This is a genomic window from Candidatus Mycobacterium wuenschmannii (genome assembly GCF_030252325.1).
GTDB classification, from domain to species: Bacteria; Actinomycetota; Actinomycetes; order Mycobacteriales; family Mycobacteriaceae; genus Mycobacterium; species Mycobacterium wuenschmannii.
The window spans coordinates 3,958,174-3,981,830 of the sequence record NZ_CP126981.1 but is presented as its reverse complement, the minus strand read 5'-3'; the positions used below and the strand labels follow the sequence as shown (position 1 = coordinate 3,981,830).

The 23,657-nt window shown below is 65.8% G+C and carries 22 protein-coding genes and 1 pseudogene; 3 read left to right on the top strand and 20 right to left on the bottom strand.

The features are described 5' to 3' along the window. Window positions 1-86 precede the first annotated feature (86 nt). Complete coding sequence (locus PT015_RS19220; protein ID WP_285191179.1) at window positions 87-1,196, top strand: phosphodiester glycosidase family protein; 1,110 nt, start codon at window positions 87-89, stop codon at window positions 1,194-1,196. On the opposite strand, the gene PT015_RS19215 is transcribed toward PT015_RS19220, so the two are convergent. From PT015_RS19215 to fadD5, 13 genes and pseudogenes are all read right to left on the bottom strand, one after another. Beyond that, on the bottom strand, window positions 1,193-1,906 hold the full coding sequence (locus tag PT015_RS19215; protein ID WP_285186551.1) for a mammalian cell entry protein: 714 nt from the start codon (window positions 1,904-1,906) through the stop codon (window positions 1,193-1,195). The two genes, PT015_RS19220 and PT015_RS19215, sit on opposite strands and share 4 nt — an antisense overlap. Then, window positions 1,873-2,478: a mammalian cell entry protein gene (locus PT015_RS19210; RefSeq protein WP_285186550.1), complete on the bottom strand. Its 606-nt coding sequence runs from the start codon at window positions 2,476-2,478 to the stop codon at window positions 1,873-1,875. The genes PT015_RS19215 and PT015_RS19210 overlap by 34 nt, the downstream gene beginning before the upstream one ends. After that, window positions 2,475-3,527: an RDD family protein gene (locus tag PT015_RS19205; RefSeq protein ID WP_285186549.1), complete on the bottom strand. Its 1,053-nt coding sequence runs from the start codon at window positions 3,525-3,527 to the stop codon at window positions 2,475-2,477. The genes PT015_RS19210 and PT015_RS19205 overlap by 4 nt, the downstream gene beginning before the upstream one ends. Beyond that, window positions 3,524-4,213: an Mce protein gene (locus PT015_RS19200; protein WP_285186548.1), complete on the bottom strand. Its 690-nt coding sequence runs from the start codon at window positions 4,211-4,213 to the stop codon at window positions 3,524-3,526. Before PT015_RS19200 ends, PT015_RS19205 begins: the two co-directional genes overlap by 4 nt. Next, window positions 4,183-5,748 carry an MCE family protein gene (locus PT015_RS19195; RefSeq protein ID WP_285186545.1) on the bottom strand — a complete coding sequence of 522 codons (1,566 nt, stop codon included), beginning with the start codon at window positions 5,746-5,748 and terminating at the stop codon, window positions 4,183-4,185. The genes PT015_RS19200 and PT015_RS19195 overlap by 31 nt, the downstream gene beginning before the upstream one ends. Then, window positions 5,742-6,911, bottom strand: a complete 1,170-nt coding sequence (locus PT015_RS19190) for a virulence factor Mce family protein (RefSeq protein ID WP_285186543.1) — start codon at window positions 6,909-6,911, stop codon at window positions 5,742-5,744. The genes PT015_RS19195 and PT015_RS19190 overlap by 7 nt, the downstream gene beginning before the upstream one ends. Continuing rightward, window positions 6,911-8,542 (bottom strand): virulence factor Mce family protein, encoded by a 1,632-nt coding sequence (locus PT015_RS19185; RefSeq protein ID WP_285186542.1) that lies wholly within the window; start codon window positions 8,540-8,542, stop codon window positions 6,911-6,913. Before PT015_RS19185 ends, PT015_RS19190 begins: the two co-directional genes overlap by 1 nt. Then, window positions 8,539-10,116, bottom strand: a complete 1,578-nt coding sequence (locus PT015_RS19180; protein WP_285186541.1) for a virulence factor Mce family protein — start codon at window positions 10,114-10,116, stop codon at window positions 8,539-8,541. The genes PT015_RS19185 and PT015_RS19180 overlap by 4 nt, the downstream gene beginning before the upstream one ends. Then, window positions 10,113-11,153 (bottom strand): virulence factor Mce family protein, encoded by a 1,041-nt coding sequence (locus tag PT015_RS19175; RefSeq protein ID WP_285186540.1) that lies wholly within the window; start codon window positions 11,151-11,153, stop codon window positions 10,113-10,115. Before PT015_RS19175 ends, PT015_RS19180 begins: the two co-directional genes overlap by 4 nt. Then, window positions 11,150-12,451, bottom strand: a complete 1,302-nt coding sequence (locus tag PT015_RS19170) for an MCE family protein (RefSeq protein WP_285186538.1) — start codon at window positions 12,449-12,451, stop codon at window positions 11,150-11,152. Before PT015_RS19170 ends, PT015_RS19175 begins: the two co-directional genes overlap by 4 nt. A gap of 6 nt (window positions 12,452-12,457) precedes the next feature. Further along, a pseudogene (locus PT015_RS19165) lies at window positions 12,458-13,326 on the bottom strand (ABC transporter permease). A gap of 1 nt (window position 13,327) precedes the next feature. Continuing rightward, window positions 13,328-14,044, bottom strand: a complete 717-nt coding sequence (locus PT015_RS19160; protein WP_390888037.1) for an MlaE family ABC transporter permease — start codon at window positions 14,042-14,044, stop codon at window positions 13,328-13,330. Window positions 14,045-14,343: 299 nt separating this feature from the next. Continuing rightward, entirely contained in the window at window positions 14,344-16,002 is a 1,659-nt protein-coding gene (gene fadD5, locus PT015_RS19155; RefSeq protein ID WP_285186535.1) for a fatty-acid--CoA ligase FadD5, read from the bottom strand. 108 nt (window positions 16,003-16,110) lie between these two features. On the opposite strand from fadD5, the gene PT015_RS19150 reads away from it, so the two are divergent. Further along, the gene (locus PT015_RS19150; protein ID WP_285186533.1) at window positions 16,111-16,800 is read left to right on the top strand and encodes a GntR family transcriptional regulator; all 690 of its coding nucleotides are present in this window, start codon (window positions 16,111-16,113) and stop codon (window positions 16,798-16,800) included. Here the strand turns inward: PT015_RS19150 and PT015_RS19145 are convergent. Then, entirely contained in the window at window positions 16,797-17,231 is a 435-nt protein-coding gene (locus PT015_RS19145) for an SRPBCC family protein (protein ID WP_285186532.1), read from the bottom strand. The two genes, PT015_RS19150 and PT015_RS19145, sit on opposite strands and share 4 nt — an antisense overlap. Window positions 17,232-17,273: 42 nt before the next feature. After that, the gene (locus tag PT015_RS19140; protein ID WP_285186531.1) at window positions 17,274-17,732 is read right to left on the bottom strand and encodes an acyl-CoA thioesterase; all 459 of its coding nucleotides are present in this window, start codon (window positions 17,730-17,732) and stop codon (window positions 17,274-17,276) included. Between the two features lie 14 nt (window positions 17,733-17,746). On the opposite strand from PT015_RS19140, the gene PT015_RS19135 reads away from it, so the two are divergent. Further along, the gene (locus PT015_RS19135) at window positions 17,747-18,853 is read left to right on the top strand and encodes an alcohol dehydrogenase catalytic domain-containing protein (RefSeq protein ID WP_285186530.1); all 1,107 of its coding nucleotides are present in this window, start codon (window positions 17,747-17,749) and stop codon (window positions 18,851-18,853) included. Window positions 18,854-18,906: 53 nt separating this feature from the next. Here the strand turns inward: PT015_RS19135 and PT015_RS19130 are convergent, their stop codons facing one another. Genes PT015_RS19130 through PT015_RS19110 form a run of 5 tightly spaced genes read right to left on the bottom strand, consistent with a single transcriptional unit; the run spans window position 18,907 to window position 23,657 of the window. Continuing rightward, window positions 18,907-19,794 carry an alpha/beta hydrolase gene (locus PT015_RS19130; RefSeq protein WP_285186528.1) on the bottom strand — a complete coding sequence of 296 codons (888 nt, stop codon included), beginning with the start codon at window positions 19,792-19,794 and terminating at the stop codon, window positions 18,907-18,909. Further along, window positions 19,791-21,254, bottom strand: a complete 1,464-nt coding sequence (locus PT015_RS19125; protein ID WP_285186527.1) for a flavin-containing monooxygenase — start codon at window positions 21,252-21,254, stop codon at window positions 19,791-19,793. Before PT015_RS19125 ends, PT015_RS19130 begins: the two co-directional genes overlap by 4 nt. Further along, complete coding sequence (locus PT015_RS19120; protein WP_285186525.1) at window positions 21,236-21,946, bottom strand: SDR family NAD(P)-dependent oxidoreductase; 711 nt, start codon at window positions 21,944-21,946, stop codon at window positions 21,236-21,238. The genes PT015_RS19125 and PT015_RS19120 overlap by 19 nt, the downstream gene beginning before the upstream one ends. Continuing rightward, entirely contained in the window at window positions 21,943-22,689 is a 747-nt protein-coding gene (locus tag PT015_RS19115) for an HpcH/HpaI aldolase family protein (protein WP_285186523.1), read from the bottom strand. The genes PT015_RS19120 and PT015_RS19115 overlap by 4 nt, the downstream gene beginning before the upstream one ends. Next, window positions 22,686-23,657, bottom strand: coding sequence for a zinc-binding dehydrogenase (locus tag PT015_RS19110; RefSeq protein WP_285186521.1), 972 nt, complete (start codon window positions 23,655-23,657; stop codon window positions 22,686-22,688). The genes PT015_RS19115 and PT015_RS19110 overlap by 4 nt, the downstream gene beginning before the upstream one ends.

Genomic DNA, 23,657 nt, shown 5'->3' with positions numbered 1-23,657 from the left:
ACGTTCAGTGGCCGAACGTCATTGGACTGGGGCCGAACCGTCATTCCGCTGTTACGCACGTTGCTGTGTAATACCTGAGCAATGACATTCGCGCTGAAGGGGCAACCGTGTCATCTCTCGCTGCCGCCTTCCGGCGTATCGCAGCCTGCTGTGCGAGCGGCGCACTGTGTCTGACGCTGGCCACCAGCACCGGGCAACCTGTCGCCCGGGCCGAGGCCCGCGAGTTGCTGGCCAGTGCGATCGCCAATACCCAAGGCTCCTATCTGGTGTACAACTTCGGCGGTGGCCATCCGGCGCCGATGCTCAACGCCGCAGGCAACTGGTATGACGGGGGCGGCGGCGGTCACCTGATGATCATCAAGGCCGCGTCGCAGCGACTCGAACCGCATCTGCTGGTGGACAGTCATCAGGGCTATCAGTCGCGCTGCGAGCGTAATCCACACGCGCGCACCGGCGACGGGCTGATCCAGGCCTCGGAGACCTATACGGCGGTGCAGGCCTGGCAGGCGCTGGGCAAGCCGACGATCGCGATCAACGCGAACTTCTTCGACATCCGCGGACAGAAGGGTGGCTCCTGGCGCTCGACCGGATGCAGTTCGCCGCTGGGCGCCTATGTCGACAACACCCGCGGACAGGGCCGTGCCAACCAGGCGGTCACCGGGACCATCCCCTACGCGGGCAAGCAGGGTCTGTCCGGCGGCAACGAGAACTGGAGCGCGCTCGCCACCATGATCGTGCCGAAGCACGGCGCACCATCGGTGTTGTGGCCCAGGGGCGGTCGCGACGGGCACGACTACGACGCCGCCACCTCGGTGGTCACCGGCCTGGTCGATCGCGGCGACCAGTTCGTCGCCGTCAGTGGACTCGGGCTGTTGTCGCCGGGAAACACCGGTCAGCTCAACGACGGCGGGCCCAGTGCCGCGCGGACCGCGCTGGCCTACTCCAAGACGCGCGACGAGATGTACGTGTTCCAGGGCGGCAGCTACACCCCCGACAACATCCAGGACCTGTTCCGGGGGCTGGGCAGCGACAGCGCGGTGCTGCTCGACGGCGGCACCTCGTCGGCGATCGTGCTGCGCCGCGACACCGGCGGCATGTGGGCCGGAGCCGGTGTGCCGAAAGGCAATTGCGACAACTACGAGGTGCTCTGTGACGCGCACGAGCGGTCACTGCCAGGTTGGCTGGCGTTCAACTAGAACTTGGGCGTGAGGTCCAGCGAGGTGATCGTAGTCATCTTGGTGACCAGCCAGCGCTGGTGATCACGTTGCAGCACAAGTCGATACGAAAGGTACTTCAGCGACGGCACGTCCTTGGTGGTCGGACTCGTCGAGGCCGTGTTGGTGTAGACGATCGCGGTGGCGTCGGATCCGGCGAGTGATTCCACCGCCGCGCCCACCACCTGCGTGGTGTTGGTGACCTTGGCCTGCTTGTTCGGCGCGACGAGCGCGTCGAGATATTTGCGGTACGCGGCTTGGAAGTCACCGCTGAGGTACTGCGACGCCCGGTCGGCAAGCTTGTCGATGTTGTCCGGGTTGTAGGTCCACAGCGTCGTGATCGCGTTGGCCGCGGTGCGGGCGACGTTCAGTTTGGTGGCGACGGCGGCCCGGTCGGCAAGGTACGGCTGCATCATCGCGCCGGCGAAGGCTCCGGCGCCGACGAACAGCACGGCGGCCACCGCAGCCGCGATGGTCGTCCACTTGGTGGCCGGCCGACGTTCGCGAAAGCGCACGATGCCGGCGTCGTCCTCGGTAGACTCGTCAGCGTCTTCGCCTGCGTCGTCGATGTTTTCGGCGTCGACCAACTCCTCGGTGGCGGACTCGACGGGCGCGGCTTCGGTCTCAGCGGCGGCGGTGTCGACGGCCGACGCTGAAGTCAGATCACCTGTTGCAGGCTGCTGATCTTCCACTGCTTACCTTCCCGCTGAGCGGTCACCACCCAACGATTTGTGTTGTCGATCTTCTGCTTACCGTCGGGCGACTTCATCGAGACGTCGGTCGCCACCATCACGTTGACGGTGCCGTCGTCATTCCAACGCTCAACCCCGGCCGCGAGGGTAGTGCCCTTCGTCGGCTCGGCCTGGGCGATCTGGACCAGGATCTCATTGTGCTTGTCGTGATACTGCTTGGCGAAATCGCCGGTGGCATTGGCCATTACCCGGTCGTAGTACGCGTTGGCGTGGAACGGGTCCAGCGTGGTGAAACCGGCCATGAACGCCTTGACGTAGCCGAGCACGTCGACTTCCTGCATGGCGTCGCGGTGATGCGACCGCTGATCGACCAACACCACCGAGGACGTCGCGATGGCGCCGAGCGTGAGGACCGTCGCGCCGGCCACTGCCGTCGGTAGCGCCCACGACCGCGACGGCTTCCACCACTGGTCCGAGAGCGTCGGCCGCCACGGCAACTTCGACCACAGCGTCGCCTTGGGCGCCTTCAGCAGCGGCTCTTCACCGGGCTGAATTCGCCTGCGGGGACTCACTTCTCGCCCTTCGGCGGAGCGGGCGGCGCCGGCGATGCGGGGCCGGGCGGTGCCGGGTTGGGCGCGCTCTTGGCCGGCGCCGGCTTGGGTTTGGTCACCACGTCCAGGTTGTCGACCAGCCACTGGCCGTTGCCGCCCTTGACCAGCGCCACCCGGACCGTCGCGGTGATGAAACGCTCTTCGTCCCCGCCGCCCCGGTGGCCCTGCATGAACAGCAACATGTTCGCGCTGCGCCGCGACGCCGACAGCACCGTGCTGTCGGTCACCCAGTATTCATTGATCACCGGATGGCCCTTCTGGACCGCCTCCTGCTGCTTGACCAATTCCGGCCGGTACTTGTCGGTGGTCAGCGAGCGAGCGTGATCGAAGTCCTGCTGCAACGTCTTCGGGTCGTAGGTGAGCATCTGGGCGACGATCCTGGGCCCTTGCGCGTTGACCTCGGTACGGGTCTGGTCCGCCGCGCGGTCCGGCAGAAAGATTGCGAAAATGCTGATCGCGGCGCCCGCGACACAGAGTGCCACCGCCACCCCGACCGCAATTGCGGTGCGCCGCTTGATGTCCGCGGGTCGCGCCGCCGCGTCGACGACGCGCACCTCGGTGCCCGTCAGCAGGTCGGCGAAGGTGCGCCGGCGCGAGTCCCACAGCGGCCACAGCCATCCGACGAAGACCGACAGCGTGTCGAGCAGATGGGCGAGCTCACGCACCATCAACCGGCCGACACCGACCGCGGCGCCGTCCTGCCGCACGACCGAGATGCCGAACAGCGCGCGCCCCAAGCTCCACCCGAGGACAGCCGGCAGCACCGCCCGGTTGGCCATCGTTGCGAGCGCGGCGAAGACGAGGATCGAGATCGAGACCCACCACCACAGTCCTTGCGGCGGCACCGCCAGCCAGACCAGCGCCATCGTCGCCACCACGGCAACGCCGGGCACCACGTCCACTGCCAATGCGGCGGCGCGAATGTGCCAGCTCGCCAAGTCGTCTGGCGCTGCCTCGTCGACTGCCGGTGCGGCGGGGGTGTCAGTGGCCTTCTCGACCAGCACCGTCACCTCGCCACCTGGTCGAGCTTGGCGATCCGGTACTTGCCCTCTTCCTGCACCATCGTCACCCGCAGTCGGTATCCCGCCTCCTGGTTTTCGGAGTCGGCATTGGACACCTTCACCCGCAGCGGCACCAGGATCTCGACGGAACCGTCGGGGTTGTTGCGTTCCACCGCGCCGCGCAGATCGGACACCTCGACGTGGGCGTTGGCGGCCTGATACGCCTCGACGAGCAGCCCGCTGTACAAGATCGCCTGCGAGCGGAAGGCACCCGCGCCGCACTCGATGATCTTCTGCGCACTGGTCGCCATCGCCCCGATGTCGGGTGCCTGGGTGGCGCCGACGCAGTCCTTGGCGGCCTCCAGTGCGAGGGCGTCACGATGCGCGGTGGCCTGGCTCTCCTGGTGGGCGCGCAACGCGAAGTACCCGCCGGCGCCTATGCCACCGGCCACCACCACAAGCCCGGCCGCGATACCGATGAACCACGCGCGGCCCAGCCGGGACGGACCGCGTGGGTCGTCCTCGACTTCGGTGTTCTCGTGTTCAGTTTCCGATTCGTCCGCAGCGTCGGATTCGGTTGAATCCTCGGTACTTTCGTCGGCGGTGGACTCGTCGGTCACCGAATCCGGCTCCAACGACGGATCTTCATCCGTCTCGTTCGGGGTCAGCTGGCTGGCGCCAGCATCTCCTTCCATCCGTCATCTCCTGTGTTGCGCGAGTTGTTGACGGAGTACTTAGAACCGTCGGGGCCCGCTACCTCGCCACTCATCGGACTATAGACGGCCGCCGGCGGCCCGCCCGGAGTGTAGATGCACGGGTTGGGTTGTTGTCCGTTGCACTGGACCGAGCCCGAACCAGGCCGCTGCAATGGGTCGCTGGTCGGGGGCGGGGTCTGCCCAGCCGGTGGGAGCCGGTTGGCGGGCAACGGGTTGAGGCCGTTGTTGACCGACGGCGCGGGGATCACCTTGCCGGGGTCTACTGGCTGGTCACACCGGGCGCCGGGCGCCGGGCAGTTGCGGATCTGGTTCGGGTCGCCGTACCAGGGGTTGGTGCCCAGCGGCTCGTAGGGTTTGTTGCTACGACAATCCGCCGGCGTGGGTGCCCGCTTCCCGGGCACGTCCATGCATGGAATGTTGCGAACGCCGCGCACGGCGTTCCCCTGAAAGTCTTGAGGAATACGGCAGTAGTTGTTGTCACGCAACTGGCCAATACTTGTGTCCGCAGGTGACCTCCATTCGGGTGCAGGCCTGAATCCCGTCAAGCATGGCGGCGGATAGTTGATTGCCAGAGTCAGGTCGAGCGCGGCCATCCGATCCTTTTCGTAAGGCGCGGAGACAGCCTGGACGATCGATCCAAGTTGCGGCAGGAACACCAATGTCTGCTCAAGCCCCGGGTGGTAGCGCTTGAGCATGTCGATGACGATCTCGAGGTTCGCCAGGGTTTGGGGCAGGGCTTCGCGAACGCCGCTGAACACCGAGTTGACCTGATCAGCGGTCGGCGCCGCCTGATTCAGGATGCTCTTGAGGTGGCCGTCATTGTTGGCCGCTTCGCCGCCCAGGATGTTGAGATTGTGCGCCCACCGCTCGATCGCGTTGCTCGAGACAGCCTGGCTGTCCAGGATCGGCGCCGAATTCTGAATGATGTCGTCGACCTGGTTGATGTTGGTCTTGAAGTCGCCGACGATCGCTTGGGTCGAGTCGACCAACCGCTGCAGCGCCGGCCCCAGGCCACCCACCGACTCCGCCGTCTCGTCGAGCAGCTTACCGATTTTGTCCTTGGGCAACACCGTGAGACCGCGGTTGGCGGTGTCCAGGGCTGGGCCGATCTCACTCGGCACGGTGCCCTTGATCATCGTCTGGCCAGGCGAGAAGAAGCCGTGCGACTTGCCCTCCGAGACCAGGTCGAGGTATTGCTCGCCGACCGCCGACACCGAGTGCACGTTCGCCGAGGCATCGAGCGGAATCTTGAAGTTGCTGTCGATGCTCATCGTCGCCTCGGCGCCCTTCTCCGTCGGCTCGACGGAGGTCACCTTGCCGATCGTGATGCCGCGATAGGTCACGTTGGACGTCGGGTACAGACCGCCCGACGCCGGCAACTCGGCCTTCAGCTGGTACTGCCCGATACCGACCAGCGACGGGATGCGCAGGTAGTACACACCGAGAACCAGCAGCGCCACCGCGGTCAGGATGCCAAAGATGACCAGCTGACGCCTGATGAACTTGGTCAGCATTGCCGGTCCGCCCTCTCCACCAGTGGCCCGCCGGGCGCGTCGTTCGGGTTCGGCGTGTAGCGCACGTCCGGGATCATCGTCGCCGGGTCGCGGCCGTAGGACTGCTCCAGCGCCCGCAGAGCGCCGGAGAATCCGGTACCGGTCAGGAACGCATTGTCGATCGCCGACAGCGTGGTGTCGATCTCGAGCGACGAGTTCATAAAGTCACCACGGATCAGCTTCGGCAAAGTGTCCAGGTCGAACGGCGCGGTGAAGATCAGCTTAAGGGCCCCCAGCAAATACGGCGATGCCTTGCCCAGTTCCCTCAGCGGGCACTGCAGCGCCTGCAAGTCTTGGTGCAAGGGTCCGCGCGCTTCCCCGGCATACTGCGCCGTAGCCCGGCTGAGCGCGCCCACCGAGTCGACAGCGTCGATCAGATGCTTGGTGTACTCGGGGCTCGCCAGGTACTTGATCAGCGGCGGGAACTCGGTCAGTGCGCGGTCCAGCGTCGCCGATCGGGTTCCGACGTACTCCAGCAGCCGGTTCGACGAGTCGATGGCGTGGGTGATGTCGTCGCTCTGCTCGTTGAGCCGGCGGGTGAAGGTGTCCAGCTTGCCCAGGAATGCGCGGATCTGCGGTCCGCGGCCGGACAGGATCTTGTTGACCTCGTTCTGTAGGACTTCCAGGTTGGGCAGTCCGCCGCCGCGGACCACCATCGCCAAGCTGGCCAGCGTCTGCTCGGTGCTGGGGTAGGACGACGAGTTCTTCAGCGGAATCGTGTCGCCGTTCTTCAGCATCTGAGAAGACGGGTCGGCGGGTGCGGCCAGTTCGATGTGCTGCGAACCGAGGAGGCTGGTCTGGCCGATCTTGGCCGTGGCGTTCTTCGGCAGCTTGACGTTCTTGTCCACGCCCAGCGTCAGCGTCGCGACCCAGTTCTTGAGTTCGATCTTGCGGATCGAGCCGACGAACACATCGGCCACCATCACCTTGCTGTTGCCGTTGATGGCAAGCGTGTCGGGCACCTGCACGTACAGCGTGTAGCCGTGGGCGCCACTGCCCGGACCGCCGGGCAGCGAGACGTTCGAAATACCCTTCCAGCCACACGAACTCAAAACCAATGCGGCAACGAGCAATACGAGGCTCTGCCAGATCCGGTGACGGACCTTGCACAAGATCACGCGCATCATTGTCCCCCTCCTGGCGCCTCAGCAGGCAACGCGGGCCCGGGCGGCGGCGCCGGCGCTCCTAGCGGCGACGGCACCGGTGGCGGCGGGCCTGGGATGACGTTTGGCCCCGGTGGCGGAGGCGGTACGGGAGCCGGGTTCCCAGGAACGCCGATGAACGGCGCCGGGCCGGGCTCTTCGTTGTAGGCATTCGGGTATCCCGGCGGCGTCTGATAATGCGACTGGACGGGCGCGATGTCTGGCCCACCCATCAATTCGGCCAGTGATTCAGGTGTGAGCAAGCTTGCCGTGACGGCACTAACTTTGACACCTTGCATGCCCGGTGCGGTAATCCAGCCGTGTTGAGTGTTGCGGTGTGAAGTCGGGGTGTCAGGGACCCAGATACCTGGCACGGTGGTGTCCTTATACCCATTCGGTGGGTGAAGCCTGTCCTCTGAGTAGGCAACTTCCTTCGGTGTGGTTGCCGCGAGATTGAACAGGTTCAAGCCGAAGGGTGGGTAGTTGAACTTGATCGCATCGAGAATTGGCGCGAGATATTGGGCGCAAAGCTCGGCCGATTCTTGATAGCCCAGCCGACTGGCCGCCTGTATGGAGCTGCAGAAGAATTCCATCGGGTTTGCGAACCCCATCATGCCCAAGAGGCCTACCGGCTGGGCCGCAATGGCACTGTGGGCGGGATGGTAAATAGTATTGGCGTTTGCTAGCGCCGTCGGTAGTACGTGTAAGACGTTCTCCAAGCCGGCGAGCGCATCAGGCTGCACGAGAGTATTAGTCGTATCGCCAAGGTTGTTAATGTCCTGAGTCAGCACGTCGCGGTTCTTATCCAAAAATGGTCGGACTGTGGTGAGCAGACCGTCGAACTGCTGCAGCGCGTTGGACAGGTCCTGATCCGAACCGGTCAGGCTGCTGGTGAACTGCGCCAGGTTCTTGTTGAGCTGGACGAACTTCTGGTCGTCGGCGTGCAGGGCATTGACGAACAGCGCCAGGCTCCGGATCACCCCGAAGAAGTCGCCGCGACCCTGGTTCAGCGCAGTCAGCGCGCGCGACAGGTCGTTGAACGTGGTGTTGATCTGCTTGCCCTTGCCCGACAGTCCATCGGCGTAGGCCTCGATGACGTCACCGAACGGCCCCTTGGGCTGCTGCTTGGTAGGTCCCAACTTCGAGATGACGTTGGTGATCGTGTTGCGCAGCTCGTCCCACTCGGTCGGCACCTGAGTGCGCTCCTCGGGGATCACCGCGTTGTCGGCCAGGGTCGGGCCACCCTTGTACGGCGGCTCGAGCTGAATCAGGCGCGACGCCACCAGCGTCGGGTTGAGGATCACGGCCTGTGCGTCGGCGGGCACCTTGTACTTGTTCGCGTAGTGGAAGGTGACCTTCATCTTGTCGCCGGCGGGCTCGACCTTGTCGATCGCACCGACCTTGACGCCCATGATCTCGACTTTGTCGCCGTTGTAGAGGGCGTTGGCCACCGGGAAGTACGCAACCACGGTGTTGTTGGTCAGCTTCTTGTAGAGCTCGAGGCCGAGGTAGGCCAGCACCAGCGCCGCAACGATCGCGAGCGAGCCGATGATGATCGCCGCCCGCGACACCTTCGGCATACGGAGGTTCCGGAAATCAAAGACGGTACTCAATTCCCGTTACCTCCTTGCGCTCCGCTGCCGCCGGCTCCGCCGGTGTTAGCGATGTAGGGCGCAGGTAGCTGCGCACCCGGTCCCGGCGGTGCCGGGGGGACCGCCATCGGCGCCGGGGGTGGCGCGGCCGCCGGGTTGCCCGGAGCCGGTCCGGGCAGCGGTCCGAGCGGTTCGGTGCGCCCGCCCGGGGGGCCCGGCGCGATCGGCACGGGTGTACCCGGCACGTCCGGCTGTACCTGGCCCGGCCGTCCGGCGATTGGGATGCCCGGGGTCGGCGGCAGCCCGTTCGGGTTCGGCGGCGACGACGCGATGTTCGGGTTCGGGTACGGCCCGTTGGGCCCGAACGGACCGGCGTTCTGGTCGGCGCCCGCGCACGGCATCGGGTTGCCCGGCCGCGGAAGGAACTCTGGCGGCGGCGCGTACGAGCACGGCGATCCCGGCGGGATGGCCGGACCCGGGTGGTCCGCGGTCCCTTCCAGCAACTGCGGTGCGGGCGGCGGGGCACCGTTGGGGAATCGGGTGCCGTTGGGGTCGGGGAACTTGCCCGCGGGCAAACCGGCGCTGCGCCAGAAGTCTTCGGGGTCGATGCCGCGCTTCTTGAATGCTGCGTCCACCCACGGCTGCAGGATCCAGTAGGGCAACAGATTTGTCACCTGCACCTTGAAGTAGGGCGCCGACGCCACAGTCTCATTCAGACCCGAAACGGTCTTACCGAACGTCTTGAGTACTTGTGCGAGATCGTCCTTGCGCTTGTCCAGTAGGTCACTGACCGTGCGCAGTTGCTCGAGGACGTGATTCAGGTTCGGGTTGTCGTTGATCAGGTTTTGTACCTGAGCCGAAAATGCCGAGACGTTACTTAGCAGCGCGCTGACCGCGGCACTGCGCTGATTAAAGGCGGCCAGCAGGTTGTTGGAGTTCACGAACAACCGGTCGACCTGCTGGCTGCGGTCACCCAGGATCTGAGCGATCTGGTTGGCCTGCGCGAGCAGGTGGGTGATCTGCTCGTCGCGCTTGCCGACGGTGTCAGAGAACTTCGCCACGCCGTCTAGTGCCGCGCTCAGGTGCGGCGCCGTCTGATCGATTGTTTCAGACAAGACATTCAGCGACTGTTTGACGGTATCGATGTTCCAACCGGCCGCGGCCTTCGTAACGTCGAAGAACGCGTCGTAGATCTGGTAGGGCGTGGTGCTCTGTCCAAGCGGTAGCGTGCCCCCGGGCCGCAGCGTCGTGGTACCGCGAGGCTCGATCTCGAGCACCTTCTTGCCGAGGATGGTGTCGGTCTTGATCGCCAACCGACTCTCGGTACCAATGGTGTCGCTACCGGTCGAGAATTTCATCACGACATGGTCGCCGTTGATCTCGATAGCCTCGACCTGGCCGACGTCTACCCCGGCGATGCGAACCTTGTCACCCTTGTTCAGCTGTCCCGAGTCGGTGAACTGCCCGAAGTAGCTGGGCTGCGCGAAAATCTGCGGGATGCTTGTCAGGGTCTGACCGACCGCGACGGTCAGCACGGTCACGATCAGGCCCATCAGGCCGATACGCTTACGGTTGGCCGGCTCTAGTGTTCTCATTGCGGCGTGCACCTACCAGTCGGTTGTGACCACACTTTGACTGTCCGGACTGGTCCTCCTGCTTGCAAACCGTTGGTCTTCAAGCTCAAGTCGCACAGGTAGAAATTTATCCAGTCGCCATAGTTACCGACTGCGTTGCCGACGATGTTGATCCCAGCGGGCGTGCGGTGAATCTGATCGTCGTACGCATCCCTCTGGTCGACGATTGGCTGCTGAATCGGCTCCAGATAGTTAAGTGTCTTGTGCAGCAGCTGACGGTTGTCGGCCAGCAGCTCGGCCACCGTTCCGGCGCCGTTGCTGATGTTGGCGATGCCCCCGGCGAAGCCGTCGGCGTGGTTGTTCAAACCGCTGATCAGCTTCTCGAAGTTGTCGACGGTCTCGTCAAAGTTCTTGCGGTGCTTCACGGTTGTGTCCAGCACAATGTTGAGGTTCCTCACCACCTCCCCGATCGCCTCGTCGCGCTCGGCGATCTTCGACGTCAGTTGCGCGGTTTGGTCGAGGATGTCGTTGATCGTGCCGCTCTGCCCCTGGAAGACAGTGATGATCGAGGTCGCTATGTTGTTCACCTTCTCCGGGTCGAGCGCGCGGAACAGCGGCTTGAAGCCACCGATCAGTGCGTCGAGGTCCAGCGCCGGTGAGGTGTGCGAGAGCGGGATGAACCCCTTGGCCGGCAGCACCCGGTCCGAGCCTTCGCCCTCGCCGCGCTTGAGCTCCAGGTAGCGGTCACCGATCAGGTTGAGATAACGCACCTGAGCGGTAGTCGACTGGTATAGCGGGACGTCGTGGTCGACGTCGAAATCAACCCGCACCCGGTGGCCGCCGTCGACCAGCTTGATGGTCTTGACCTTGCCGATCTCCACCCCGGATGCCCGGACGAACTGGCCGTTACGTAGGCCGCTGATGTTGTTGAACTCAGCAGTGTAAGTATTGGTCCGATCAAAACGCATCTGACCGAACACCACGACGATGAGTGCGGTGAAGAGCAGCAGCACCGTCGCGACGATGCCGAGTCTGACGAGGGTTCCGGTAATTTTCATGGATTGATCGTTTGGTCTCCCATTTGGCGACCCCACACGTACTCGACTGCATACGGGGAGCCGGTGTCGACATGGTTGTAGGGAGCAATGCTGTTACCGGTGTCCATGACCAGCGTCGGCGCCGGCCAGAGGTCACGGGTGATGGTCTGCCAGCACCCGGGCGCCCCACCGGGACCGCCGTGCGCGTTGACGCGCGGCAGATTCTCCGGGTAGGTGAAGGGGTTCGGGGATCCGCCGACCAGACCGCCGAGTGCGAGCAGTCCACCGCTCGCAAGGGTGAGTCCGAGTCCGGGTAGGCTAAGCGTCAGCCCGAGGCCGGAGAAGATCTCTGTCTCCGACCGCAGCGAGTAAGGGCTGGTGAACGCCGCGACCTTCGGCTCTGAGTCATGAAGGTTACGAACCGAGCAGAACAACTCAGGACTGTAAGTATCGAGCAACTGAGCCGTCGGCACGAGGTCCTTGGCTCCACGTGCCAGATAAGGTCCTCCGCGGTTGACGATGTCGGCGCCGGTGGCTCCGAATCCGGTGGCCGCCAGCAGCGCCTGGTCGAGATCCTTCTCCTGTGCGTGCACGGTGTGCGCCGTCGTCGACGCGTTGTTCAGGAAGTTGAACAGATCCGGCGAGGCGTCGGCGTAGGTGTCACCCAACCGGGCCAGCTGCTGGATGTCGTGGCGGATGATCGGCATCCGTGGGTTGACGTCATCGAGAGCGGCGCTGCCGTTGATGATCGACTGGCCGAACTTGTCACCCAGACCGCTCAGCGCTTGAGCGGCCGCGCTCAGTGTCAGGTTGACCTTGACCGGGTCGACCTTCTCGGCGATCTCGGTAATGGTCTGGAACAGCGTGTTGATCTCGGTGGTCACCGAGCGGGCGTCGATCGTCGTCTTCGGCGTAATCCGTTGCGGCGACGGGTTTTCCGGCGCCGTCATCGACACGTATTTCTCACCGAACACAGTGGTCGCGACGATCTTGGCATCGACGTTGGCCGGGATCAGATGCAGGTACTTCGGGTAGACGTCGAGGCCGAACTTCACCGCGGGCTTGCCGTCCCGCTGGATTTCGTCGATGCTGTCGACCCGGCCGATCTGCACGCCGTTGTAGGTCACCTTCGAACCCGGGTCCATCACCAGACCGGCCCGATCCGACAGCATGGTCAACTTCGTCTTCTCGACGAACTCGCCCTTGTATTGCAGGTACACCAGCCATAGGACCAGCGCGAAGATGAGGAACACGATGAGGCCCGCCACCCGATAGGGCTGGAACGGCGCCTTGTTGACCTTCCCCCGTGGACTCGTCATAGCCGCCTACACCGTGAAGTTGAAGTTGGGATTGACGCCGTAGAGCGCCATCTCGGCCAGCAGGATGACGATCGGGTTGGCCACCAGCGAGAAGCGCATCGACCGGCCGACGCCCTCCCCACCCCGACGGGACCGCCGCTGGCGTTGTAGCCGTAGTAGCAGTGCGACAGCATCACCACGATCGAAATGATGATGACTTCGACGAACGACCAGAACACGTCGTCGGGACGCAGGAACGTCCGGAAGTAATGCTCGTAGGTACCCGAGGTCTGGCCGTACAAGAAGGTCGTGACGATCTGCGGCGACAGGAACGACAGGATCAGACCGATCGAGTACAGCGGGATGATCACCACCAGGCCGGCCAGCATCCGGGTCGACACCAGGTAGGCCGTCGACTTGACGCCCATCACCTCGAGCGCGTCGATCTCCTCGCTGATCCGCATGGCGCCCAGCTCGGCGGTGGCGCCGGCGCCGACCGTGGCCGCCAACGCGATGCCGGTGACGATCGGCGCGACCAGTCGCACGTTGATGAAGGCCGCGACGAATCCCAGCAGGGTCTCAATACCGATGTGGCCCAACGACGCAAGACCCTGGATGGCGACCAATGAACCGGCCGACAGTGTCACGAAGGCGATGATGACCGCGGTGCCGCCGACCACCGCCATCGCGCCGGTACCCATGCCGACTTCAGCGATCAGCCGCAGGACTTCCTTGCGGTAGCGGGTGAGGGCCCACGCCATGTCGCGCACACCGATGACGGCGAACCAGCCGATCCGGCCGGCCTCGTCAAGCGGTTTACTGGCCGCGCTGCCGTACTTGGAGAGGTTTTCGGAGACCCGCGGGAAGCGGCCGCGGATTACCTGAGCGGTCGACACGTCACATCCCCGTTCCGAAGCGAACACCGATAGTGGTCAGCACGACGTTGACCGCGAAGAGCGCGACCACGCAGAGCACGACGGTTTCGTTGACGGCGGTGCCCAATCCCTTGGAGCCACCGCTTACGGTCAGGCCGCGGTAGCAGCCGACCAGTCCGGCGATGAGTCCGAACATGAGGGCCTTGATCGTCGCGATGACAACCTCGGGCAGGCCGGTGACCAATGTCAGCGTGGCCAGGTAAGCGCCGGCGGACACGTTCTGCATGTAGACACCGAACAGGAATCCGCCGACCAGGCCGACCATGCTGACCAAAGCGTTGAGCAACATCCCGCACAGTGCGCAGGCCAGCACGCGCGGGACGACGAGCCGGTGAATCGGGTCGATACCAAGCACTTCCATCGCGTCGATCTCTTCGCGAATGGTGCGGGCGCCGAGGTCGGCGCAGATGGCCGTCGACACCGCGCCCGCGATCACCAGCACGGTGTTGATCGGGCCGATCTGGGTGATGACGGCGATGCCGGCGCCGGCGCCGGAGATGTCAGCGGCGCCGACCTGGATCAGCAGGATGTTGAAGGTGAAGATGAACAGCGCGGTGACCGGCACGGAAACGGCCATGGTCGGGAGCAGCGCGACCCGCAGGATGAACCAGCACTGCAGGATGAATTCTTTCCACTGAAATGGCGGGCGGAACAAGGCTTTTCCGGTGAGAACACACATCCGGAAGAAGCCACCGACCAGAACCAGCGGCGGCCCGATCTGGTCGCGAATGTAGTCCGTTACTCGCGGCTGCGTCGTAGTCACTGGCACCCCCTCCCGTTGCAACCCTGCGCCGTGCGGGGGAGCGGCGAATAGTCTCGCATAGCTCCTCCTTGCCCCGTTCCTAGGTGTGTGACCCGCGTCTCACTACCGGCAGGTAGTAAGGCGGACCACAGGACTGTACCCGATGGGATCGCGGGCGTGCATGGCATCGGCGTTATTGGCCTTTCATTGGGTTGACCTGCAACTTCATCGTTATGTCAGCTTGATCCACCATCCGCCGAATCCGTTGATGTGGAACCGCTTTGAGTGCCGGTCGAGGCACCGTAACGCGTCCGCAATTCGGTCTTTAATACCTTGCCCGCCGGGTTGCGCGGCAGCGCGTCGACGATCTCCAGGCCCTTCGGATGCTTGTAGCGGGCGAGTCGCTCACCGAGAAACTCGTCGAGGTCTTCGAGGCTGAGATCGGCCGCCCGGCCGTCAGCGACCGCCGCGACGGCCACCGGAACCTCGCCCCACTTCTCGTGCGGACGGCCGATCACCGCGACTTCGACGATCGCGGGGTGACTGGCCAACACGTTCTCCACTTCGGCGCAGTAGATGTTCTCGCCGCCGGAGATGATCATGTCCTTCTTGCGGTCGACGACCCAGACGTAGCCCTCGTCGTCCATCCGGACCAGATCACCGGAGTGGAACCAGCCACCGTGGAACGCCTCGGCGGTGGCCTCCGGGTTGTTCCAGTAGCCGCTCATCAATGTGGGTGCGCGATAGACGATTTCACCGACCTCGCCTCTTGCCACGTCGTTCATCGCCTGGTCGACTACGCGGGCGGCCACGGTCGGGATCACCTTGCCCACCGAACCGAGCTTTCTGATGGCGTCCTCGCCGAGCAGCATGCAGGTCACCGGCGACATCTCGGTCTGGCCGAAGGCCGCCAGGATCTGCGCCCCGGGGAAGGTGTCCGCCATCTGGCGCAGCAGGGTATCGGACGCCGGCGCGGCGCCCCACGAGATCACCCGCAGCTTGACGTCCCGCGGATTCGCCTGTTGCGCAGTACAAACCGCCTGCCACTGGGCGGGGACCAGAAAGATCCCGGTGACCTTTTCGGCGGCCAGCACGTCGAGCAGGTGGCCGGGGTCGAAGGCACCGAGCGGATGGATCACCGTCGGCAGACCCATCAGCAGCCCGGTCAACAGGTTGCCGATGCCGGCGATGTGGAAGAACGGCACGCCGATGAAGCCGACGTCGTCGGCGGCGACCCCGTGCGTGTAGAGGTTGGCGGTGGTCTGACAGCTCAGGTTGGTGTGGGTCAGCACCGCGCCCTTGGGCCGGCCGGTGGTGCCGGAGGTGTACATGATCAGCGCCGGCGAGTCGTTGGGCACGTCGGCGGCGACGGCCGGGTCGCCCGGCTCGTCCAGGAGATCCTCGTAGGCGAGCAACCCCTCGTCGGCCGAGTCACCGGCGACCACGATCGTGCCCAGCACCGAGGTGACACCGCGCACGGCGGCCGCCACCGGGGCGAGCACCGGTTCGGTGATCATGACGTGGGCTTCGCAGTCGTCGACCAGGAACGCGATCTCCGGTGGGGTGAGCCGGAAGTTGACCGGGACGGCGATGGCCCCGATCAAATTGGCGGCCAGCACCGACTCGACGAACTCGGTGCGGTTCAGCATCAGGATCATCACCCGGTCGCCGCTGCCGACGCCCCGGCGGTTCAGTGCCCCGGCCAGCTTCCCGACCCGGTCGCGCAGGCCCGCCCACGTGATGGTGTTGCCAAGGAATCTCAGCGCGGTCGAACCCGGCTGCATGTAGGCATGCCGTTCGAGTTGGTTGACCCAGTTCTGTCGTCGCGCCAGGTACGGCTGCTCGTTAGCGGCGTCGGTGTCATGGGCACCGTGGCCGGTCAACTGCGCGGTCAACTGGTCGCTTCCCTTCGTCGTAGTAAGCAGGGCGATTAAGTTGATATTTGATCAAATGTCGTGTTGTGTGGGTCACACTATGGTCTGGCCGTCGCAAAGACAACCCCGATGAGTTCGGCGAGCGCGCTCGCCGCGACGCGCCTGCCACTGCGCCGGGCGCAGTTGTCCGACGAGGTCGCGGGACACCTGCGTGCGGCGATCATGTCGGGGGTCTTGAAGCCGGGGACGTTCATCCGGCTCGACGAAACCGCCGCCAAGCTGGGCGTCAGCGCGACGCCGGTGCGCGAGGCGCTGCTGAAGTTGCGCGGCGAGGGGATGGTCCAACTCGAGCCGCACCGCGGGCACGTGGTGCTACCGCTGAGTCGCCAGGACGTCGTTGACATCTTCTGGGTGCAGGCGACCATCGCCAAGGAGCTTGCCACGTCGGCGGCCGAGCGCATCACCGACGCCGAGATCGACGACCTCGAACACCTCACCGACGTGCTGGACGCGGTCGTCGCCGCCGGCGACGTCGAGGCGATCGCGACGACCGAGTTCGCCTTTCACCGGACCTTCAACCGCTCCACCGGGCGGATCAAGCTGGCGTGGTTCTTGCTGCACGTCGCCCGGTACATGCCGCTGATGGTCTACGCGACCGACCCGGCGTGGGGCGCCGCGGCGGTCCGCAACCACCGCGAGGTGATCGCGGCGCTACGTCGGCGGGACACCGCCGCGGTGGTCGAGCACACCGCGTGGGGTTTCAACGATGGCGCGCGTCGCCTGACCGAACGGTTGGCGAGCACTGGCATCTGGGACTAAGCGAGCTCTTCCGCGCGCTTCTTCAGGTTCTCGGCGAGGTAGTCGATCACGTTGCCGGCCAACTGCTTCACCATCGGCGCGGGGATCGGCAGCGACGGTTCCACGTCCAGGTCGACGGTCAGCAGCGACGACGAGCCGGTGTCGACGACGCTGAACAGCTGCTCCTGCTTCTTGAACAGGTTGCCCTGCTGCAGCACGGTCTGGATCTGGGTCGGGCTCGGGTAGTAGACCGCCTGGATCAGGCTGTCCTCGAGCGCTTCGAATTTGGCGTCGAGACGCAGCTGGCTGGGACGTCCGTCGTCGTAGCGGGCCAGCACCCACAGGCCCTCGACGCCGTCGTTCCACTCCGGGTACTTCTCGAAGTCGGCGACGATGGCCAGGATCGAATCGGCTGTGGCTTCGACCTCAACGGTCTTGCTGACAAAAGGCATTCGCCGAGCTTACCGAGACGCCTTGGCCGCCGAATTCCCCAGTTAGACGGTGGCGGTCGACAGCAGCGCCCGGATCTCGTCGGGAATCGGCGTGGGCCGGCGGGTGGCTTTGTCGATGTAGACGTGCACCCAATGGCCTACCGCGGCGACGGGCTGCGGTTCGTCGTCGTCGGCAGAACGGAACACGCCGAGCCGGTAGGTGACGCTGCTGTTGCCGAGGCGAGTCACCGACACCCCGACCGCAAGCGGTTGCGGGAAGTGCAGTTCGGCGAAGTAGCGGCAACCCGATTCGGCGACGATGCCCTGCGCTGACGTGGTCACCGGGTCGAGGGTGACGTTGGTCTGGATCCAACCGTTGATCGCGGTGTCGAAAAGTTGGTAGTACACCGCGTTATTCAGGTGACCGAACATGTCGTTGTCGGCCCAGCGGGTCGGCACCGGCCAATGCACCGGGAAGTCGCGACTGGTGAGGCCGTCGGATGCAGGCGGAACCGAACTCATGGTTGTATTCGACCATGCTGGAAATCCGCGGTGCCGTGCTGGAGCGGATCGGCTCACCCCGGCCCTACGCGGATTCGCGGCCCATCACGATTGCCGATGTCACCCTGGCCCCGCCCGGTCCCGACGAGTTGTTGGTACGGATCGAGGCCGCGGGCGTGTGCCACTCCGACTTGTCAGTGGTGGACGGCAATCGGGTGCGCCCCACACCGATGCTGCTCGGGCACGAGGCGGCCGGGGTCGTCGAGATCGTCGGCGACGGCGTGAACGACGTGGCGGTAGGCCAGCGGGTGGTGATGACGTTTTTGCCCCGCTGTGGGCATTGCGCGGCATGTATGACCGATGGACTCACCCCGTGCAAACCGGGCAGTGCCGCCAACAACGCCGGGACGTTGCTGGGTGGCGGAATGCGCTTGAATCGCGCCGGCGACAACGTGTTTCACCACCTCGGGGTGTCGGGCTTCGCGACGCACGCGGTGGTCAACCGCGCCAGCGTGGTGCCGGTTCCCGACGACGTGCCTCCCCCGGTCGCCGCGCTACTCGGCTGCGCGATGCTGACCGGCGGCGGCGCCGTGCTGAATGTCGGCAAGCCGCAGCCGGGGCAGACGGTGGCCGTGGTCGGCCTGGGCGGCGTCGGCATGGCCGCGGTGATGACCGCGCTGTCCTACGCGGGTGTGCGGGTGATCGGAGTCGACCAACTCCCCCAAAAGCTCTCCGGTGCACGAACTCTGGGCGCACACGAGGCTTACACGCCGCAGGAGGCGCTGGATGCCGGCGTCAAGGCGGCGGTGGTCGTGGAGGCCGCCGGGCATCCCGCCGCACTCGAGACATCCATCGCGCTGACCGCGCCCGGCGGGCGGACCATCACCGTCGGGCTACCCCGGCCAGACGCGCGAATCAGTGTGTCGCCGTTGGGTTTCGTGGCTGAAGGCCGGTCGCTGATCGGCAGTTACCTCGGGTCGGCGGTACCGGATCGCGACATCCCGCAGTTCGTCGAGCTGTGGCGGTCGGGGCGGTTGCCGGTGGAGTCGTTGGTGTCGTCGCGCATCGCCCTCGAGGACATCAACACCGCGATGGACAATCTCGCCGACGGTATTGCGGTGCGACAGTTGATCGAGTTCTGATCTCGTCCAGCGTGAACCTGGCGACGCCGCAACGGCGTGTCGCGTCGCGTCGTTCACACTCGCGACCCCTGGAACGCCCGCCGCAGCGCGCGACCCTGAAGCGCGAACAAATGCTCGGCGACCTCCCAGTCCGGGATTAGCGAGTCGAACCCGTGGCAGGTGCCGGCGACGACGTGCAGTTCGGTGGCGACGCCATCGCTCAGTAGCCGCCGCGCGTAATCCAGCGCCTCGTCGCGTAGCGGGTCGATGTCCGAGCAGCTGACGAATGCCGCTGGCAATCCCTGCAATCGCCCACGCCGCGCGGGCACGGAATCCGCGGACGGTTCAACGGAGCCGAGGTAGTGCCGCCACATCAGCTCGCAGGCCGGCCCGTCGAAGGCCGGGGTGTCGACGAACTCCGCCTTCGATCCGGTGATCCGGTCGTCGAGCACCGGCTGATGCAGGAGTTGGAACACCAGCCTGTCGGCGAAGCGCTGCGCCAGGCAGGCCGCCAGCGCGCCCCCGGCACTGCTGCCGGCCACCGCGAGCCGCGCGGCATCGTCGGCGTTGGCAGCCGCCCAGGTGAGCACGGTGGTCGCATCCTCGAGGGCCGCCGGGTACGGATGCTCGGGCGCCAGGCGGTAGTCCACCGATATCACCGTGCAGTGTCCTCGGCGCGCCAGTTCCACACACTGCCGGTGGTCGGTGTCGAGATTGCCGAGCACGAATGCGCCTGCATGGCAATAGATCACGGTCGGCGCCGGCGCCGGGGCACCACGATAGATCCGCACGGGCACCCCGTCGGCCAGCCGATCGCTGATCGAGACGTCGCCGGTGTCGACAGCCGCGACGGCCGAGCGTCGGCGTTCGTTCAGCCCGGCGCGGATCGGACCGACATTCGACAGGTCGGTGCGGGTGGTCGCGACGGCGCGCAGCACGGGGTCGAGGCGGTCGTCGATCACGACGGCTCGAAAACGTAGTCGGCCGGCTTGAACCGTCGCGTCATCGACCAGAACGCGCGAGCGCTACGCGGCCACTGGGTCACCACACGACCGTTGGCGGCTCGAAAGTAGTTGCTGCACTGTGTCGTCCACACCGTGCCCTGCATCCATTCGTCGATCTTGGCCAGGAAACGTTCCATCGCCTCCGGACGGACCGCCACGTAGCGCTTGCGGGTGCGCCGCAGATGGCGCAGCGCCCGCACGACGTAGCGCGCCTGCGCCTCGAGCACGAAGATGACGCTGTTCGAGCCGACGTTGGTGTTGGGCCCGTACAGCATGAAGAAGTTGGGGAATCCGGGCACGGCCATGCCGAGGTAGGCGTGCGCCCCGTCGCGCCAGACGTCGCGCAACGCCACCCCGCCCTCGCCGGTCACGTCGATCTCACCGAGGTAGTCGGCCGCGGCGTAACCGGTGGCGCACGCCACCACATCGACCTCGCGTTCGGTGCCGTCGCTCAGCACCAGCGAGCGGGCCCGCAGGGAGTGCGCCGGGCTGCTCAGCACCTCGACGTTCGGCCGCGTCAACGCCGCGAGGTAGTCCGACGAGAACACCAGGCGTTTGCATCCCATCGGATGATCCGGCGTCAGCGCACGCCGTAACCGCTCGTCGGGGACCGAGGTCTCGAGCAGACGATGCGCGATCGCGGTGAAGTCCCGGGTCTTCTCGCTACCATGCTCGATCACCGAGATGTTGGCCTCGCTGCGCAGCCACAGTCGGGTGCGGTAGATCTTCTTCGCGAGGGGTATGTGCGCGAAAACCCAACGCTCCCTTGCGGTGTAGGCCCGGTCGGGCTTAGGCAGTATCCAGGTCGGCGAGCGCTGCACCGAGTAGACCATGTCGGCGACCTTCACCAATTCCGGCACCAACTGCGACGCCGTCGATCCGGTGCCCAGGACGGCGACCCGTTTGCCCGCCAGGTCGATCGAGTGATCCCAGCGCGACGAGTGCATCACCGTCCCGGCGAACGGCTCCTGCTCGACCAGATCGGGCAGCACGGGCTGGGTGAACAATCCAACAGCCGACACCACGACGTCGAACTCGTGGTCCTCCCCCGCCGATGTCGTCAGCCGCCAGACTCTCGCGCGCTCGTCCCAACGCGCGGAATGGATCTCGGTCCCCAACCGCAGGTGCGGCCGCAGCCCGTTGTCGACGACACAGCGCTCGAAGTACCGCAGGATCTCCCGCTGGCCCGACCACAGCCGCGACCAGCGTGGGTTCAGGTCGAACGAGTACGAATAGAGATGGGACTTGACGTCGCACGCGAGTCCCGGATAGGTGTTGATCCGCCAGGTCCCACCCACGCCGTCTTCGCGGTCGAACAGGGTGAAGTCGTGAAAGCTACTCCGGCGCAGCAGGATTCCGAGAGCGATACCACCGGGTCCGGCGCCGATGATGCCGACCCTCATTGGATCTTGAGGCATTGGCCGCCGTCGATGACGAGCTCCGAGCCGGTAATGAACGATGCCTGGTCCGATACCAGGAATGCCACCGCGTCAGCCACTTCCGATGGCTGGCCGATCCGGCCGAACGCCGCCGACGCCGCCAGTCGCGTCTGGGTTTCGGCATCGAGCATCGGTGTCGCGATGGGGCCGGGGAAGACGGCATTGACCCGAATCCCCGCGGTGGCAAGCTCGCCCGCCGCGGCGACGGTCAGGCCGCGCAGCGCCCACTTCGCCGACCCGTAGGCGATGTGGTTGGGAAACGGCCGGATCGCGCCGGTGCTGCAGGTGTTGACGATCGCGGCCCCCTCGGCCGCACGCAGATGCTCGAGTGCCGCCTGGATGCCGAGGAAGGGGCCTAAACAGTTGACCCGCCATGATCTTTCGAAGCCCGCAGCCGACTCATCGGCTATCGAAGCGCGGTGCAGGACGCCCGCGTTGTTGACCAACGTGGTCAGCGACCCGAACCGGTCGACGGTCCTCGCGACGGCCTGCTGCCAGGCCGACTCCGAGGTGACGTCGAGATGGATCCCGATCAGCCCGTCGTCGCCTGAATCCTCGACCTCGTTGACATCGCAGGCCGCGACCGAGAACCCGTCGGCGCGCAGCCGTTTTGCGATGGCCAAACCCTGCCCGCGCGCGGCCCCGGTGACGAGTGCGACCCGCTCGGTCATTCGCTGCCCTTCGCTTCGTCGAGACCGGCGGCGGCCCCGCGTCGCAGTGCCTGGGATTCCGCGGCCAGGGTGATCATCCGAAAGCCTAACTGCGCCATGGCATGTCCGACTTTGCCGTTGCCGGCGTGGATGGCCGGCACGAGGCCGGCCGCCGACGCTGCTTCGCGGATGCGGCCGATCGCCTCGCGCACGGCGGGGTCCGCGGTGGCCTTCGCGACCTCGACGCCCATCGAGATGGCCAGGTCCGCGGGGCCGACGTAGATGCCGGCCAGGCCGGGCACGGCACAGATCGCCTCGACATCGGTTAGGGCAGCGGCGGTTTCGATCATCGCGAACACGCTCACCCGCGCTTCGAGCGCGACGGTGTCGACGCCGAGGCCGGCCCGCAAGGGACCGAAGCTGCGGGTTCCCGCGGGCGGGTAGCGGGTGGCCGCCACCGCGGCGGCGGCCTGGTCGGCCGACTCGATCATCGCGACGATGATGGCGTCGGCACCCGCGTCGAGCACCCGCCCGATCGGCGCCGCGTCGGCGTTGGGCAGACGCACCGCCGTGCCGATCGGAACGTGTTCCAGGCGGCGCAATATCTGCGCGATGTCGGCGTCGTCGAGGTAGCCGTGTTGGGCGTCAAAGCCGACGTAGTCGTAGCCGGCGCGGGCGAACTCCTCGGGCCCGATCGCGGTCGGCCCGGTGATCCAGCCGCCCCACAAGGGGTCGCCGGATGCGAGCGCCTGCCGGAACGTCATGACGCCACGATCGCGATCTTGCCGCGGTCGGAAACGGGACGGGCGGCCAACTCGAACGCGGCCTGGACGTCGTCGATACCGAAGGTGTGCGTCGAATAGCGGGCCAACAATCCGGGGTGGTCAGCGGCGAACTTGTTGGCCAGCTCCAACATCCGCGGACGGTCCAGCGCTACACCGGATTTCAGCGTCAGGTTACGCCGAAGCATGGTGCGCATGCTGATCGGATAGCTGTCGTCGTCCGGCACGCCGAAATAGAACACTGTGCCGCCCGGCGCGGTCGCTTCGATCGCGTGGTTCAGCGTGGCCACCTGATGGCCGACGGTTTCGATGACGACGTCCGGCCGGTCGGCGGGCTCGAGGTGGCTGACCCAACGGTCGCTGGTGGCCCGCACATAGGTGTCGGCGCCGAATTGCGCCGCGATCTCGGCGCGGTCGATCGGGTCGACACCGGTGACCTGCCGCGCGCCGGCGGCCTTGGCCGCGGCCGCGAACAGCAGCCCGATCGAGCCCTGACCGATCACGCCGACATGCCGGCCCGCGAGGTCGGGCAGCTGCTCGATCGCGTAGAGGACGCACGCCAACGGTTGCAGTCCGATCGCCTGCGCAGGGCTCAGGGTGGGGTCGTAGGACGCCACTTGGTTGCCGTCGGTGATCACGCGTTCCATCAGGCCGTCGAAGCCGGATGCCCAGCCCACCACCCGATCTCCGGGCCGATGCCGGTCGTTGCGGCTGGCGAGCACCTCGCCGACGACCTCGTGGATCGGGAAGCCGTCTTTCTCGGCGCCGCTGCGCCCGTGGTCACCCGGCAGCAGGCCGCGCACGCCGCGGAAGGCCGGCATGTCGCTGCCACACACCCCGGCGGCCAGAAACCGCAGCAGCACTTGGCCATCGGCCAGTGACTCGGGCGTCTTTTCGTCGATCGCGATGCGTTCGAACTGATACGGCGCGGTCAGCCGGTAGCACCACAT